The sequence below is a fragment of the Bartonella sp. MR110HLJHH genome, from assembly GCF_042194225.1.
Taxonomy (GTDB): domain Bacteria; phylum Pseudomonadota; class Alphaproteobacteria; order Rhizobiales; family Rhizobiaceae; genus Bartonella; species Bartonella grahamii.
Map to the genome: position 1 here is coordinate 218,357 of NZ_JBHIMQ010000001.1, position 15,202 is coordinate 233,558.

Consider the following 15,202-nt stretch of genomic DNA (forward strand, 5'->3'; position numbering starts at 1 on the left):
ATCTTTGTTTAGGTACTTCGTACCTTTTAAAAAGATATCGATAACCAACATATTATGATTTTGTGGAAATATTGTGATAAAGGTAATTCAAATTTTGTCCTTTAAAACAAGGCGTAAGTTAAACAGCTCTTTTTCTGTTTCTGTGCAAAGCATAAAAAATTATCTACTTTCACGGTTACGACAGTAAAATTTTATAATCCAACAAATGATTAAAAACGTGTTATAATACCGCTAAAATGCAAGCAACAGGCGCTATTGGAATGATGATTAAATAGCGCATAAACCTTTTAAATTGATGCACACATTCTCTATTATAATTGATTTCCCTTGATAGAATAGCTGGTCCTTTTGGTGGAGCTAAGCGGGATCGAACCGCTGACCTCTTGCATGCCATGCAAGCGCTCTCCCAGCTGAGCTATAGCCCCTATAAAAACAATTTTTCCCAAAAGGAAAGTATACAGTTTCAGCTTTTCTAGAACGATCAAAATTGAAGATCAAGAAGAATTTACATTCAATGGAAAAGATGTCCTCTTTTACTTCTCTTAAGCATCGTCATCATTAGAAACACCGCCTCCGAGAATATCAGTAACGTCATCATCTTCATCGTCATCATCATGAGATAAAAATGTATCATCGTCATCACCAAGATCTACATCACTATCTTCTAAATCAGGAAGATCGTCATCTTTAGAATCCTCATCATCCTCTTCAAGAAGCATAAAAGCAGATTTTTCAAGTGCTGTATCAAGCTCTTCAGTATCAACGTCTTCTTCATTGTTTGCCTCAGCTGCTGCAACTTCAAAGTAAGAACGCGGATAAGAAATTCCTGTATAGGGCGACACAATAGGATCGCGATTTAGATCGTAAAATTTTTTTCCCGTTTCTGGATCAACACGTTTAGTTCCAAGTTCTTTTTTTGCCATAAACCGTGCCTCTTTGATTAACTATTATTCCATTAAAAGATAAATTCTATGGTGCTTAATCGAAAAATAATGCCTTTGTCAAAGATAAATACACCGTTTCACAGTGATTTTTTCATGACGTCTTTTAAAGCATGTGCTAAAGGATGCACAATTTCATAAAAGTTAGATAGAATTAAATAGAATTTCCATGCAAAAAGCAATCCCTATAACCACCTATAAATCGAGTAGTCTCTCTGGAAAAATTAAAATACCAGGAGATAAATCAATCTCTCATCGCTCTCTTATATTGGGAGGATTAGCAAGTGGTGAGACACATATTCATGGATTACTTGAAAGCGCTGATGTACTCAATACAGCTGCTGCTATGCAAGCTATGGGTGCCTGTATTATTAAAAAAGATGGCTTATGGACCATACGAGGAACAGGGAATGGTTGCCTTTTAGCTGCACAAAAACCTTTAGACTTTGGAAACGCTGGAACAGGTGCTCGTTTGGTTATGGGAATGGTTGGTCCATATCATATGAAAACAACCTTTATTGGTGATGCTTCTCTCTCTAAACGTCCAATGGGACGTATCCTTGATCCACTGCGTCTCATGGGGGTTGAAATTGAAGCAACGCACGACGATCACCTTCCTTTAACGCTTTATGGTCCGAAAATGGCTAATCCGATTCGTTACCGTGTTCCAATAGCTTCCTCCCAAATTAAATCAGCAGTCCTGCTTGCTGGACTCAATACCGCCGGCATTACAACTGTTATTGAACCAGTTCTGACACGAGACCATACGGAAAAAATGTTAAAAGCATTCGGTGCACAACTTGAAATAGAAAAAGATAATGAAGGTGCGCGTTTGATTCATCTTAACGGTCAACCCCATCTTACTGGACAAACGATTCATATTCCGGGTGATCCTTCTTCTGCTGCTTTTCTAATTATCGCAGCCCTTCTTGTAGAAGACTCTGATATCACCATTGAAAATGTTTTGATAAATAACTCTCGAATAGGACTTATCGAAACATTGAGGGAAATGGGTGCTCAAATTGAATTTTTGAACCGACGTCAAACAGGTGGAGAGGATGTTGCTGATCTACGGATAAAATCATCGGTTCTTAGAGGTGTTACGGTGCCCAAAGAACGTGCTCCATCAATGATTGATGAATATCCTGCTTTGGCAGTAGCAGCAGCCTTTGCAGAAGGCAAAACAGTGATGTTAGGAATTGAAGAATTGCGTGTAAAAGAATCAGATCGACTGTCTGCTGTTGCTCAAGGACTCGAAATTAATTGCGTAGACTGTGAAGAAGGTCAAGATTTTCTTATTGTTTATGGGAAAGGTTCTGCCAAAGGTTTGGGTGGTGGACATGTCTCCACACATCTTGATCATCGAATTGCTATGTGTTTTCTCATTTTTGGGCTTATATCAGAAAAACCTGTTACCATTGATGATAAACGAATGATCGCTACGAGCTTTCCAGAATTTATTCCTTTTATAAAACAACTTGGGGGGAAAATTGCTTGAAGCCTTTTGTTATTGCCATTGATGGACCTGCAGCCTCAGGCAAAGGAACCTTAGCACGCAAAATTGCTGCACATTATCGTCTTCGCCATCTCGATACGGGTCTTACTTATCGTAGTGTTGCTCATACGCTTTTACAACAAAATTTAGCTCTTAATGATGAAAAAAATGCTATTATTTATGCTAAAGAACTTGATTTTAATACCTTAAATCCTGCCCTTCTTTCTTCTCATGAACTTGGTGAAGCGGCTTCAAAAATAGCGATTAACCCTGCTGTACGCAAAATTCTTGTCGAAAAACAACGCAACTTTGCTAAAGTTTTGCCTGGCTGTGTGCTTGATGGACGTGATATCGGAACTATTGTTTGTCCTGATGCCGATATCAAGTTTTATGTTTTAGCCAATGTTCAAACGCGCGCCAAACGTCGCTACCAGGAGATTTTAAAAAAGGGGGTTCAAGCAAATTATCATGAAATCCTAGCTCAACTTGAACAGCGCGACAGTCGCGATATAACCCGTAAACAAAGTCCACTAAAACCAGCAAAAAACGCCCACTTGCTTGATACGTCAGAATTGAGTATAGAAGCAACATTTGAAATTGCATGTAGTTTTATTGATCCAATCATAAAAATGCATATAATTGGATAAATTCGTTAAGGTGACTTCCAGCCTCGCGCTAACTTTTTTTCCTTTATTCAAGGAAAAAGGCAGGGAGTTGCTTATGTTAACACTAACCTAGCGCTCATACCTTATAACACAAGGTATATATTAGGAGTTCTTATGTCACAATACAATCCCACAACAGCGGATTTTGAAGCCCTTTTAACAGAATCTTTTCAAACCAATGATCTTAATGAAGGATCTGTTGTTAAAGGTCGTGTTATTGCAATCGAAAAAGACATGGCCATTATTGATGCTGGTCTTAAAGTTGAAGGACGTATTCCTCTCAAAGAATTTGGAGCTAAAGCAAAAGACGGTTCTTTGCAAGTTGGCGATGAAGTTGAGGTTTACATTGAACGCATTGAAAATGCGATGGGCGAAGCTGTTTTATCCCGTGAAAAAGCACGGCGCGAAGAAAGTTGGGTCCGTTTGGAGGAAAAATTCAATGCTGGTGCACGCGTTGATGGAGTGATCTTTAGCCAAGTAAAAGGTGGTTTTACAGTCGATCTTGATGGTGCTGTTGCTTTCTTGCCGCGCAGCCAAGTTGATATTCGTCCCATTCGTGATGTTTCACCTCTCATGCATAATTCTCAGTCCTTTGAAATCTTGAAGATGGACCGTCGTCGTGGCAATATTGTGGTCTCACGTCGTACTGTTTTAGAAGAAAGTCGCGCCGAGCAACGTTCAGAAATTGTACAAAATCTTGAAGAAAACCAAATCGTTGAAGGTGTGGTGAAAAATATCACAGATTATGGTGCCTTTGTTGATCTTGGTGGGATTGATGGTCTCTTGCACGTTACAGATATGGCATGGCGGCGTGTTAACCACCCATCTGAAGTCCTCACAATTGGTCAAACGATTAAAGTCCAGATTATTCGCATCAATCAGGATACACACCGTATTTCTCTTGGAATGAAACAGCTTGAAAGTGATCCTTGGGAAAGCATTAGTGTTCGGTATCCGATTGGTAAAAAAATTACGGGTGCTGTCACCAACATTACTGATTACGGTGGTTTTGTTGAAATTGAGCCAGGAATCGAAGGGCTGATCCATGTTTCTGAAATGAGCTGGACGAAGAAAAATGTTCATCCTGGGAAAATTCTGTCTACATCACAAGAAGTAGAAGTGGTTGTTCTTGAGATTGATCCTTCTAAACGGCGTATTTCTCTTGGCTTAAAGCAAACATTTGAAAATCCATGGGAAGCTTTTGCCAATAAATTTCCTGTCAATTCGCAAATTGAAGGAGAGGTTAAAAATAAAACAGAATTTGGTCTGTTTATTGGGCTTGAAGGCGATGTTGACGGTATGGTTCATTTGTCTGATCTTGATTGGAACCGTCCTGGTGAACAAGTCATTGATACTTACAATAAAGGCGATATCGTTAAAGCTGTGGTCCTTGATGTTGACATTGAAAAAGAGCGCATTTCTCTTGGAATTAAGCAGCTTTCCAGCGATAAAGTTGGAGAAGCAGCTGCTTCTGGCGAATTGCGAAAAGGTGCTGTTGTAACATGCGAAGTGATTGCTGTTAACGACAATGACATTGGTGTGAAATTGATTGACCACAACCTTGAGACAACCATTCGGCGTGCTGATCTCGCGCGTGATCGTGATGAGCAACGTCCTGAGCGTTTCGCAATTGGGCAAAAGGTTGATGCTCGCATCACAGCATTTGATAAAAAAACACGTAAAATTTCAGTATCGATTAAAGCTTTAGAAATTGCAGAGGAAAAAGAAGCTGTTGCACAATATGGTTCTACAGACTCAGGTGCTTCTCTTGGTGATATTCTTGGTGCTGCTTTGAAAAAACAAGAACAAGATTAATCATCAATCATTAAAGTTGACGGTGTTATTAAGGTCACTCATTTTAGGGTGACCTTTTTATTTTCTAAAAAAATTGTCTGCTTATTTTCTAATTATTGCGTAAAAAATTATAACTGCTTGCAACTAAAAACAAAAAGTTTGTTTTTTTGTCTATCAACGGTTCACTATTCAGATAAAATGCTTACAATTTAAATAAAAAACGATGTAATTGAATAACAATGGGACATTATGACGTGCATAATACCTTTCATAAAGTGCTTTTTTTCTCAAAAAGAGAAAAAAAACATTTTATTAATACGGATTTTCCTCTTCGTGCAATTTATAAGGTACGGGAAGATCTTTATAAATTAGGGCATGATATAGCTTCTGGTAAAGAAATTTTACTCCCTGAATATGAAGGAGTAGAAGATTTTCGCAAGAGATTGAATGAAAATGCGAAACTTATTCTTAATGCCTTTCATACCAGTGATTTTGCAGCCCGAAATGATGAGACTATCGCACCGTCTGCTCAATGGCTCATTGATAATCATTACACCATTGATAAAACTATACAAAAGCTACGTCGTAATCTACCTAAGTCCTTCATAAAGCAACTTCCTCTTTCTACACACAAAGCGGGAATACCACGAATTTTTGCTTTAACTTGGCTTTATATTGCGCATACTGATAGCAGCTTTTCACAAGAAACACTCACTGCTATGACCAATGGATTTCAAGAAGTTTGTGCGCTCACAATTGGTGAATTGTGGGCTCTTCCTTCTGTTATGCAAATGCTGCTCATTGAAAATGTCCGTCGTCTTTCAGTACGTATCGAAAAAGCGCGACATATGCGCCATCTTGCTAGTCAAGTGGCTGATAAAATTTCTCTTGTAAAAAATAAAACAAATCTACACTCTCTCTTTACGCAGTATAAACCATTTACTGTTGATCCAACGTTTTCAGCACATTTATTCTATCGCCTACGCAGTGCATCTGTCGATTCAACCGTAGCATTAACTTGGCTTGAAAAGCAATTGAAAAGCCAAGGCAGTAGCTTAGAAATTGCAACAGCTGATGAACATACCCGACAAGCAGCAGATGGTGTGACCATGGGAAATATTATCCGTGCTCTTAAAGCTATAGATGATGTTGATTGGACAGCATGGTTTGAAACAGTGAGTTGTGTCGATTCTATTTTGCGTAAAAATAGTGATTTTTCTGAAATTGATTCTCACTCACGCAATATTTATCGACAAGTCATTGAAAAAGTTGCACGCTTTTCGCCTCTTAGTGAGCTGGAAATTGCACATAAAGTTGTAGAAATGGCAAATTCCACTTCTAAAGATATGCCTCATCATTCTTGTGTGGGGTGGTACCTTGTTGATGATGGTCGTGGCATATTTGAAAAGGCTTGTGGATATATCCCGCCCTTTCTCATAAAATGGACACGAGCTTCCTGTTGCTCAAAATTGAGAGTCATCGCTATTCCTGTCTATTTTCTGACGCTCGCTCTTTTGCTTGTAATTTACGCCCTTTTACAAATATCTGGCATGACATCATGGATGTCTTTTTGCTTTACTGTATTAGCGCTTTTTCCTGCTATTGATGCTGCTTTTGCTTTATTTAACACTGTTGTTTCATGGTTTGTCCCATCAAGACAACTCATTGGCTATGAATATAAAGAAGGTATTCCAAAACATGCACGGACAATGGTTGTTGTACCTACTTTGATGACATCACGCGATGATATTGATGAACAAGTGCGCAATCTTGAAGTGCACTATCTTTCCAATCCTAAAGGTGCCATTCATTTTGCGCTCATTACAGATTGGGTGGATGCTCCATTGAGAGAAACGCAAGATGATCTTGATTTATTGCACTATGCGCAAAAGAGTATTGATAAACTCAATAGTCGTTATCATCGTGATGAACTTCCTCTTTTTTTCCTTTTACATCGCCGACGCCTTTATAATACAAGCGAAAAATGTTGGATGGGATGGGAACGAAAGCGAGGAAAACTTCATGAACTCAATCGGCTCTTAAGAGGCGATAAAAACACAAGCTTTTATCCTCCCAAGCCACACCTTCCTATGGATTGCCGTTTTGTTATGACGCTGGATTGTGATACACGTCTTACTCCAGAGAGCGTCGCGAAACTTGTTGGAAAGCTTAACCATCCACTCAATCATCCCATTTTTGATCCGCAAAGTGGAAAGGTTGTAAAAGGCTATAGCGTTTTACAACCACGCATTATTCCTTCTCTTACAACAGGAAAAAAAACATCAATTCTCCAACGGGTTTTTTCTATCAACCGTGGCATTGATCCTTATGTTTTTGCCGTTTCTGATACTTATCAAGATCTTTTAGGAGAAGGTACCTTTATCGGTAAAGGTCTTTATAATATTGATGCATTTGAACAAGCGCTTGATGGCAAAATTAAAGAAAATACTATTCTTAGTCATGATCTCTTAGAAGGAGGTTATGCTCGTACTGCTCTGGTAAGTAGCATAGAAGTCATTGAAGACTATCCAACCGCTTATAATATTGATGTTATGCGTTATCATCGCTGGATTCGCGGTGATTGGCAGCTTTTGCCTTATCTTTTTTTCCACCGTCAAATAAGTTCCGTGACGCGTTGGAAAATGCAGGATAATTTACGTCGTTCTCTTACTCCACTTATGTGGTTAATCGCAGCATTTGCAGGATGGACTTTTTTGTCTTTCAAGAGTGCAATCGTCTGGCAAATATTCTTGTTGTTTAGCTCCTTCATTTCTTCCATTCTATGTGTATTAAAAACGCTTGTCTCGTCCAATATAGATCATTCTTTGCGTGGACATTTTCAATTAATTTGGAACAAAACTGCTCTTACAAGCGCTGATATATTTCTTAAAACAACGTTTCTTGCTCATTCGGCGTATTTTATGACCGATGCGATTATTCGTACACTCTATCGTATGACGATTTCAAAACAGCATCTTCTTGAATGGAAAACTTCTGCCGCAACAAAATCAATGCCCAATAGTTTGCGCTTCTATGTTTTTATAATGGCACCAGCATCGCTTATTGGTGTCCTTACTGTAGCACTTTCTCTTTTTTCTGATAGTTTTGCAAGCTTGATTGCTTTTCCTTTTGGGATAGCATGGTTTTTTTCACCCTTCATTGCTTGGATTGTGAGTCAACCTTCAACCTTTCAAGATAGTCTTGATCTTTCTTCAAAAGATGAAAAAAAACTTCGCTCTATTGCACGGCGTACATGGCTTTATTATACAACCTTTGTCAATGCACAAAACAACTATTTGCCTCCCGATAATTTTCAAGAAGATCCTGAACCTCTTGTTGCTCAACGTACATCTCCTACGAATATTGGCGTTTATCTCCTTTCTATTATTGCTGCACGTGATTTTGGCTGGATTGGTTTTGAAGAGACCATTACCCGTATTGAATGTACATTACGCTCTCTTACAAAAATGGAAAAGTTCCGTGGTCATCTCTATAATTGGTATGAAACGGATACACTCAGGCCTCTTTTACCTACTTATGTATCAACCGTTGATTCAGGAAATCTTGCCGGTCATTTGATAACACTCTCTTCTGCCTTAAGTGAATGGGCTGAAAAACTGCCTCTTTTTTTTCAAAGTGATCGAGAAGGCTTATCGGATGTTCTTGCTATTCTTGAAGAAACTGTCAAAGAAATTCCAGATCATCAACCCAATTTACGCTCGTTACGTCAAAAAATCGAAGAAAACATCATTCGTTTTCATGACTCTGTCTTCACTTTTGTAAAACAAGAAAATACGATTCCTTCTCACATCATAGACCTTTCACATGCAGCCCACGATATTGTGCACTTAGTCAGTGAACTTGACCACAAAATTCAAACGATAGAATCTGCTCGTGCGCTTTCTTGGGCTAAATGCCTTATCGATACCTGTAACGCTTATCATCATGATGCGACTGCTCATTGTGATACTGAAAAATTACGTAAAAAACTAAACAGGTTGGCTATAGTAGCACGGCAAATAGCCTTTGATATGAAATTTGACTTTTTAGAACAGCCTAAACGGCATCTCTTATCCATTGGATATCGTGTTCAAGAAAACAAACTCGATGAAAATTGTTATGATCTACTTGCTTCAGAAGCACGTCTTGCAAGTTTTTTTGCTATCGCAAAAGGAGACATAAAACTTAAACATTGGTTTCGTCTTGGTCGACTCCTCGTACCCATAGGTTGGAAAGGTGCGCTCCTATCATGGTCTGGATCGATGTTCGAATATCTTATGCCATCTCTCGTAATGCATGAACCTTTAGGATCTCTCCTAGATCAAACAAATCGATTGATTATTCATTGTCAAATACAATATGCTCATAAACGGGAATTGCCATGGGGTATTTCAGAGGCCGCATTTAACGCTCGCGATCATTTAATGAATTACCAATACGCTCATTTTGGTGTTCCAAACCTCGGACTCCAACGTGGTCTTTCACGCAATGCTGTCATTGCTCCCTATGCCAGCCTTCTAGCGGCACAATATGCTCCTGCTTGCGCTGTCGCTAATTTAAAACGACTCCGTGATCTTGGAGCTTTAGGAACATATGGTTATTATGACTCTGTCGATTTTACCCCTTCACGCGTGAAAACAGGGGAAAAATACGCTGTTGTACGCAATTATTATGCGCACCATCATGGCATGTCTATCCTTGCTCTTAACAATGTTATTTTTCAAGGGCGAATGCGTGACCGTTTTCACCGTGATCCCATTATTGAAGCAACGCAATTGCTATTACAGGAAAGAGCGCCTCATCTCATTCCTATTATTCATACCAAAGCTGTTAATCGTATGCGCAATAAGTCTCAAGCATTTGACGCCGCCCCTTTGCGCATTATTACAAACCCGTTGCTCAAACCACGAGAAACGTTACTTTTGTCTAATGGCTTTTATTTTACCATGCTAACAGCGAATGGTTCTGGTTACAGTCGGTGGCACGATTATGCGATTACGCGTTTTATTCCTGATGCAACAGAAGATCAACAAGGTACTTTATTCTTCTTACGCGATACGCATAGTGGACGGTGGTGGTCTGTTACTAGTGAGCCAACACGTGTTATTGAAGAAGAAGCTGTCAGCATTTTTACAGATGAAAAGGCTGAATATACAAAAATGGTTGATGGTATAAAATCAACGCTTGAATGTCTTATTACATCTGAAGGATGTGGCGAAGGTAGACGTATTCAACTGACGAATACGACAAATAAAGAGCGCCTCATTGAAGTGACTTCTTATGGTGAATTGGCGCTTGCCACAATGGATACAGACCAAGCTCATCCTGTTTTTTCCCGTATGTTTATAGAGACCGAAATTGCTGAGGAAGGTAAAACAATTTTTGCCAAAAGGCGCAAACGCTCGCCTAGTGATCCTGAAATCTATGTTGCCCATTTTGTCTCTAGTACAACAGATATTCTCCAAGAGACAGAAGCTGAAACAGATCGCTCTCTGTTTATTGGTCGGGGGCGATCCATTCATCGGCCCGCTGCATTTGACCGAAATGCTCGTTTCAGTAACAGTCAAGGTTGTGTTCTTGATCCTGTTATGTCATTGCGATGCCGTATAAAAATTTCAGCCCATGAAAAAGCAGAACTTATTTTTTGGACTTTTGCTGCTCATACAAAAGAAGCGCTAAATAATCATATTAAACATTATCGACAACCTGATATGTTTCAAAAAGAACTTTCAATGGCATGGACGCGCTCACAAGTCGCACTGTATCAGAGCGGAACCCAGCTTAAAGAGGCTATTGTCTATCAAAAATATGCAACACCGCTTATCTACCTTGATCGAACATGGCGTCTTCCTTCTGAAATATTAGCAAAAACGCTAGGAAAACAGTCGGATCTTTGGCCCATGTCTATCTCAGGAGACAATCCACTCTGTCTTCTTAGGTTAAATAACGAGGGAAATATCTCTGTACTGCGCGAGCTCCTTAAAGCACATGAATATTGGCGTATGCGCGGACTCATTGTTGATTTGGTCATTCTTAATGAACAAACATTTTCCTACATACAAAATACACAACGCGCTCTTGAGTGGGTCTGTGAATCTTATTATCACCACACGCAAAAAGCAGATGAACGCCAACATATTTTCATGCTTCGACGCGATCAAATGAGTGAACAGAGTTTTAAAACGCTTCTTGCATCAGCGCGCATCATTCTTGATGCCCAAAATGGCTCTTTATCTGAACAGCTTAAACGACTTGATGAGAGTGATTTTGATCTTACAGTTCATAAAAATTATCATGAATTGCATGATCAATTAGATTCCCCAAAGTATAGCGAAGGAAGGCAAGTTACAATACAAACTGAACAAAATTTTTTTGCTTCCATTGGTCTTATTAGCCAACAAAAACCCTCCTCCTTTCCCATAAATGGAGAAGATCTAAAATATTGGAATGGTTACGGTGGTTTTAACCAGTATAACCATTATGTAATACGTCTTCATGGACGTACAACTACACCGCACCCGTGGATTAACGTCATCGCTAACCACAAATTTGGTTTTCATGTCTCTGCTGAAGGTGCAATTTTTACTTGGGTTAATAATAGCCGCGATTATAAATTAACTCCTTGGGCAAATGATCCAACATCTAACCGGCCAGGAGAAGCACTTTATCTAGTTGATCGCCAGTCTTTAAAACGTTTTTCACCCGTTTCTGCTGTAGAATGTGATGAAAATATTGTCTATGAGGCTTGTCATGGTTTTGGATTTTCAACTTTTAAATCGACACATTCAGAAATTGCATTAGAACTGACTCATACACTCGATCCGGAAAAACCAATTCGCTTTTCACGTCTTACCCTCACGAATGAAGGGACAAAACCACGCAGTTTACGCCTTTATAATTATGTTGAATGGGTTTTGGGAAATACCCGTACAAAATATGCCCCCTTCATTATTTCCTCTTATGAGGACAAAAGGGGTGTACATTTTATTCAAAATCCTTATCACATTGAAAAATCTCAACAAGTCACATTCTTATCGGCATCTGAAATGCCAACCAGCACCACAACCAATCGTGCTGAATTTATTGGTGCAACGGGAACCGTAACGCATCCAACTGCGATCCGTAAAGCTGGTGCTCTTTCGAATATCATTGAAGCAGGATGTGATCCTTGTTCAGCATTCGCCTATGATATTGATCTTCAACCAGGGCAAACAAAAGAAATCATCTTCTATCTTGGCAGTGCTGAAAATAGGCAAGAAGCTGAAAAATTACTCAATCAAGTACATGCAAGTGATTTTGAAATTCTGCTCACAAAACAAAAACAGCAATGGAGTGATTTTGTTTCTCCTTTCCAAGTCAAAACACCTGACGCTTCTTTTAATCTTATGGTCAACCATTGGCTTCCTTATCAAATCTACGCATGCCGCATCATGGCACGTGCAGGCTTTTACCAAGCGAGTGGTGCATTTGGTTTTCGTGACCAGTTACAAGATAGCCTGTCTTTGTTATTGCTGGAACCACAATTAGCACGTGAACAATTATTAAATGCAGCAGCGCACCAATTTCTTGAAGGGGATGTGCAACATTGGTGGTTGCCTGACACAAATGCTGGTGTTCGTACATACATTTCTGATGATATCGTTTGGCTTGCATATGCAACAGCTCTTTATGTCACTACCACTGGTGATGACGCTTTTCTTGATACGCTCATTCCTTTTATTGAAGGTGATGTTCTCAAAAGTGGGCAACAGGATGCTTATTTTCAACCTATCCAATCCTCAAAGGTTGCAACAGTTTATGAACATTGTGCTTTAGCTTTAGACCTTGCCATTAAACGCTGCGGGCCCCATGGTCTCCCTCTTATTTTAGGTGGGGATTGGAATGATGGCATGAATTTGGTAGGTGTGGAAGGAAAAGGCGAAAGCATTTGGTTAGGATGGTTTCTTGGGTACACATTACAAGCATTTATTCCTTTGGCCAAAAAACGTGGTGATAACAGCCATATGCAAATATGGAGTACATACCTTGAACGCTTAACAAAATCCCTAGAGGAAAACGGTTGGGATGGTGCTTGGTATCGACGTGGTTATTTTGATGATGGAACACCTCTTGGTTCTAAAATTAATGATGAATGCCAAATTGATACCATTGCTCAATCTTGGGCTGTCATTTCTCAAATGGCGTCGCCTGAACATCAAAAGCAAGCAATGACATCAATGTTGGAACATCTCTATGATAAAAAAGGCGGACTCATTCGCCTTTTTTGGCCACCTTTTGATAAAAGCACACTTGAGCCCGGTTATATAAAAGGTTATCCTCCGGGAATCCGAGAAAATGGTGGTCAATACACGCATGGTGCCATTTGGAGTATTTTAGCATTGGCTGAAATGGAACAAAACGATAAAGCTTACGCTTTATTTTCTATGATTAACCCGATTACCCATGGACAAGATCCTGAAACTTATCGTGTTGAACCTTATGTGATGGCCGCAGATATTTATTCTGTTGAACCACGATGTGGTCAAGGCGGTTGGACATGGTATACAGGCTCAGCCGGTTGGTTTTATCGTGCTGCAACACAAGCTATTCTTGGAATACAGCGTCAGGGAGATCTGTTGTTTTTACAGCCACATTTACCCTCTATTTGGCCAAAATATGAAGCAACAATGAAGTTTTATGATGCCGTTTATACCATTAAAGTAAAATGGGGACCTAAAAATATGCTCCATGTTAATGGCAAAAAATATACCGAAGTTCATGCGGGGATAAAGTTACACAAAACAGGTCAGCATGAAATTATACGTATTGTTAAATCTTAGAGATGAAAGATGAAAAAGAGAGCAGACTTTTTTATTCTCGCCCAAAACTGTAGAGTTGTTATATTGCACCGCCTATATTGTCCGTGTTGGTGCATAATATTTTAGATTTTATGAAACTGAAAGAAAAAGGTTATGAATCATCCGGATATTGCTAGACGTGTTTACAATCATACTTGGAAACTTGATCCCATTATTCGTTCACTTCTCGATACGGATTTTTATAAGCTTCTTATGGTACAGATGATTTGGGGGTTGTATCCTAATGTTAATGTTACTTTTTCCCTCATAAATCGCTCTAAAACAATACGTCTTGCCGATGATATTGATGAGAGTGAATTACGTGCTCAACTTGATCATGCTCTTAGTTTGCGCTTTACAAAAAAAGAAATGATCTGGCTTGCTGGTAATACATTTTATGGACGCAAACAAATTTTTGAACCGGATTTTCTTCAGTGGCTTGAGAATTTTCAACTCCCAGAATATGAACTAACCCGCAAAGATGGCCAATATATGCTTCATTTTTATGGTTCGTGGGCTCATAGCTCTATGTGGGAAATTCCAGCCCTTGCTATTATCAGTGAATTACGTTCACGTGCAGCTCTCAAAAAACTAGATCGTTTTGCTCTTGATGTACTTTATGCGCGTGCTAAAGCAAAAATGTGGAGTAAAGTTGAACGTCTCAAAAAATTGCCTGATATTAAAATATCTGACTTTGGGACAAGGCGTCGCCATTCTTTTTTATGGCAGCGCTGGTGTGTGGAAGCATTAAAAGAAGGCATTGGTAATTCTTTTACTGGAACTTCTAATGTTCTTCTTGCCATGGATACGGATTTAGAAGCTCTTGGAACCAATGCACACGAATTGCCCATGGTTATTGCGGCTCTCAGCAACAACGATGATGAATTACGCAGAGCTCCATATCAAGTCTTGCAAGATTGGAACCGTTATTATGGTGGAAATCTTCTCATTGTTTTACCTGATACCTTTGGTACAGAAGCATTTTTACGCAATGCACCAGATTGGGTCGCTGATTGGACAGGTTTCAGACCCGATAGTGCGCCCCCTATTGAAGGTGGCGAACGTATTATTCAATGGTGGAAAGAAAAAGGAAAAGATCCACGCGAAAAACTTTTAATTTTTTCTGATGCTCTTGATGTCAATACAATTGAAAAAACCTATCATCATTTCCATGGCAGAGTGCGCATGAGTTTTGGATGGGGCACGGATCTTACCAATGACTTTACAGGCTGTGCACCTCAGGAAATCGAAACTCTTGATGCTCTTTCCCTTGTTTGTAAGGTGACCTATGCCAATGGTCGACCAGCCGTAAAGCTTTCAGATAATCCTGAAAAAACGATCGGTGATTCAAAAGAAGTACAACGTTATCTCAATTTTTTTGGTAATAAAAAGCGAATTGCTAGACCTATAAAGACGTAGTTTCCGGTTCTTTAAACGAGTATATTGACTCATCATATTGTTTATAAGATT

The 15,202-nt window shown here is 39.3% G+C and carries 5 protein-coding genes, 1 tRNA gene and 1 pseudogene; 5 read left to right on the forward strand and 2 right to left on the reverse strand.

All coding sequences use genetic code 11. The annotated features are described in order from the left end of the window. Window positions 1–349 precede the first annotated feature (349 nt). Window positions 350–425 (reverse strand) — tRNA-Ala (locus ACFIKB_RS00865). A gap of 117 nt (window positions 426–542) precedes the next feature. Then, on the reverse strand, window positions 543–923 hold the full coding sequence (locus ACFIKB_RS00870) for a TIGR02300 family protein (protein WP_375635411.1): 381 nt from the start codon (window positions 921–923) through the stop codon (window positions 543–545). A 187-nt stretch (window positions 924–1,110) separates the two neighbouring features. On the opposite strand from ACFIKB_RS00870, the gene aroA reads away from it, so the two are divergent. From aroA to pncB, 5 genes and pseudogenes are all read left to right on the forward strand, one after another. Then, on the forward strand, window positions 1,111–2,439 hold the full coding sequence (gene aroA / locus ACFIKB_RS00875; protein WP_375635412.1) for a 3-phosphoshikimate 1-carboxyvinyltransferase: 1,329 nt from the start codon (window positions 1,111–1,113) through the stop codon (window positions 2,437–2,439). Further along, window positions 2,436–3,083 carry a (d)CMP kinase gene (cmk, locus tag ACFIKB_RS00880; RefSeq protein WP_375635413.1) on the forward strand — a complete coding sequence of 216 codons (648 nt, stop codon included), beginning with the start codon at window positions 2,436–2,438 and terminating at the stop codon, window positions 3,081–3,083. Before aroA ends, cmk begins: the two co-directional genes overlap by 4 nt. Before the next feature lie 132 nt (window positions 3,084–3,215). Next, window positions 3,216–4,916, forward strand: coding sequence for a 30S ribosomal protein S1 (gene rpsA, locus ACFIKB_RS00885; RefSeq protein ID WP_026500132.1), 1,701 nt, complete (start codon window positions 3,216–3,218; stop codon window positions 4,914–4,916). Between the two features lie 228 nt (window positions 4,917–5,144). After that, a pseudogene (locus tag ACFIKB_RS00890) lies at window positions 5,145–13,714 on the forward strand (GH36-type glycosyl hydrolase domain-containing protein). Window positions 13,715–13,846: 132 nt separating this feature from the next. Then, the gene (pncB, locus tag ACFIKB_RS00895) at window positions 13,847–15,151 is read left to right on the forward strand and encodes a nicotinate phosphoribosyltransferase (RefSeq protein ID WP_375632143.1); all 1,305 of its coding nucleotides are present in this window, start codon (window positions 13,847–13,849) and stop codon (window positions 15,149–15,151) included. Window positions 15,152–15,202: the final 51 nt, after the last annotated feature.

Coding starts and splice junctions, on each gene's coding strand:
- ACFIKB_RS00870 (WP_375635411.1), bottom strand. CDS start 923: ATGGCAAAAAAAGAACTTGGAACTAAACGTGTTGATCCAGAAACGGGA.
- aroA (WP_375635412.1), top strand. CDS start 1,111: ATGCAAAAAGCAATCCCTATAACCACCTATAAATCGAGTAGTCTCTCT.
- rpsA (WP_026500132.1), top strand. CDS start 3,216: ATGTCACAATACAATCCCACAACAGCGGATTTTGAAGCCCTTTTAACA.
- pncB (WP_375632143.1), top strand. CDS start 13,847: ATGAATCATCCGGATATTGCTAGACGTGTTTACAATCATACTTGGAAA.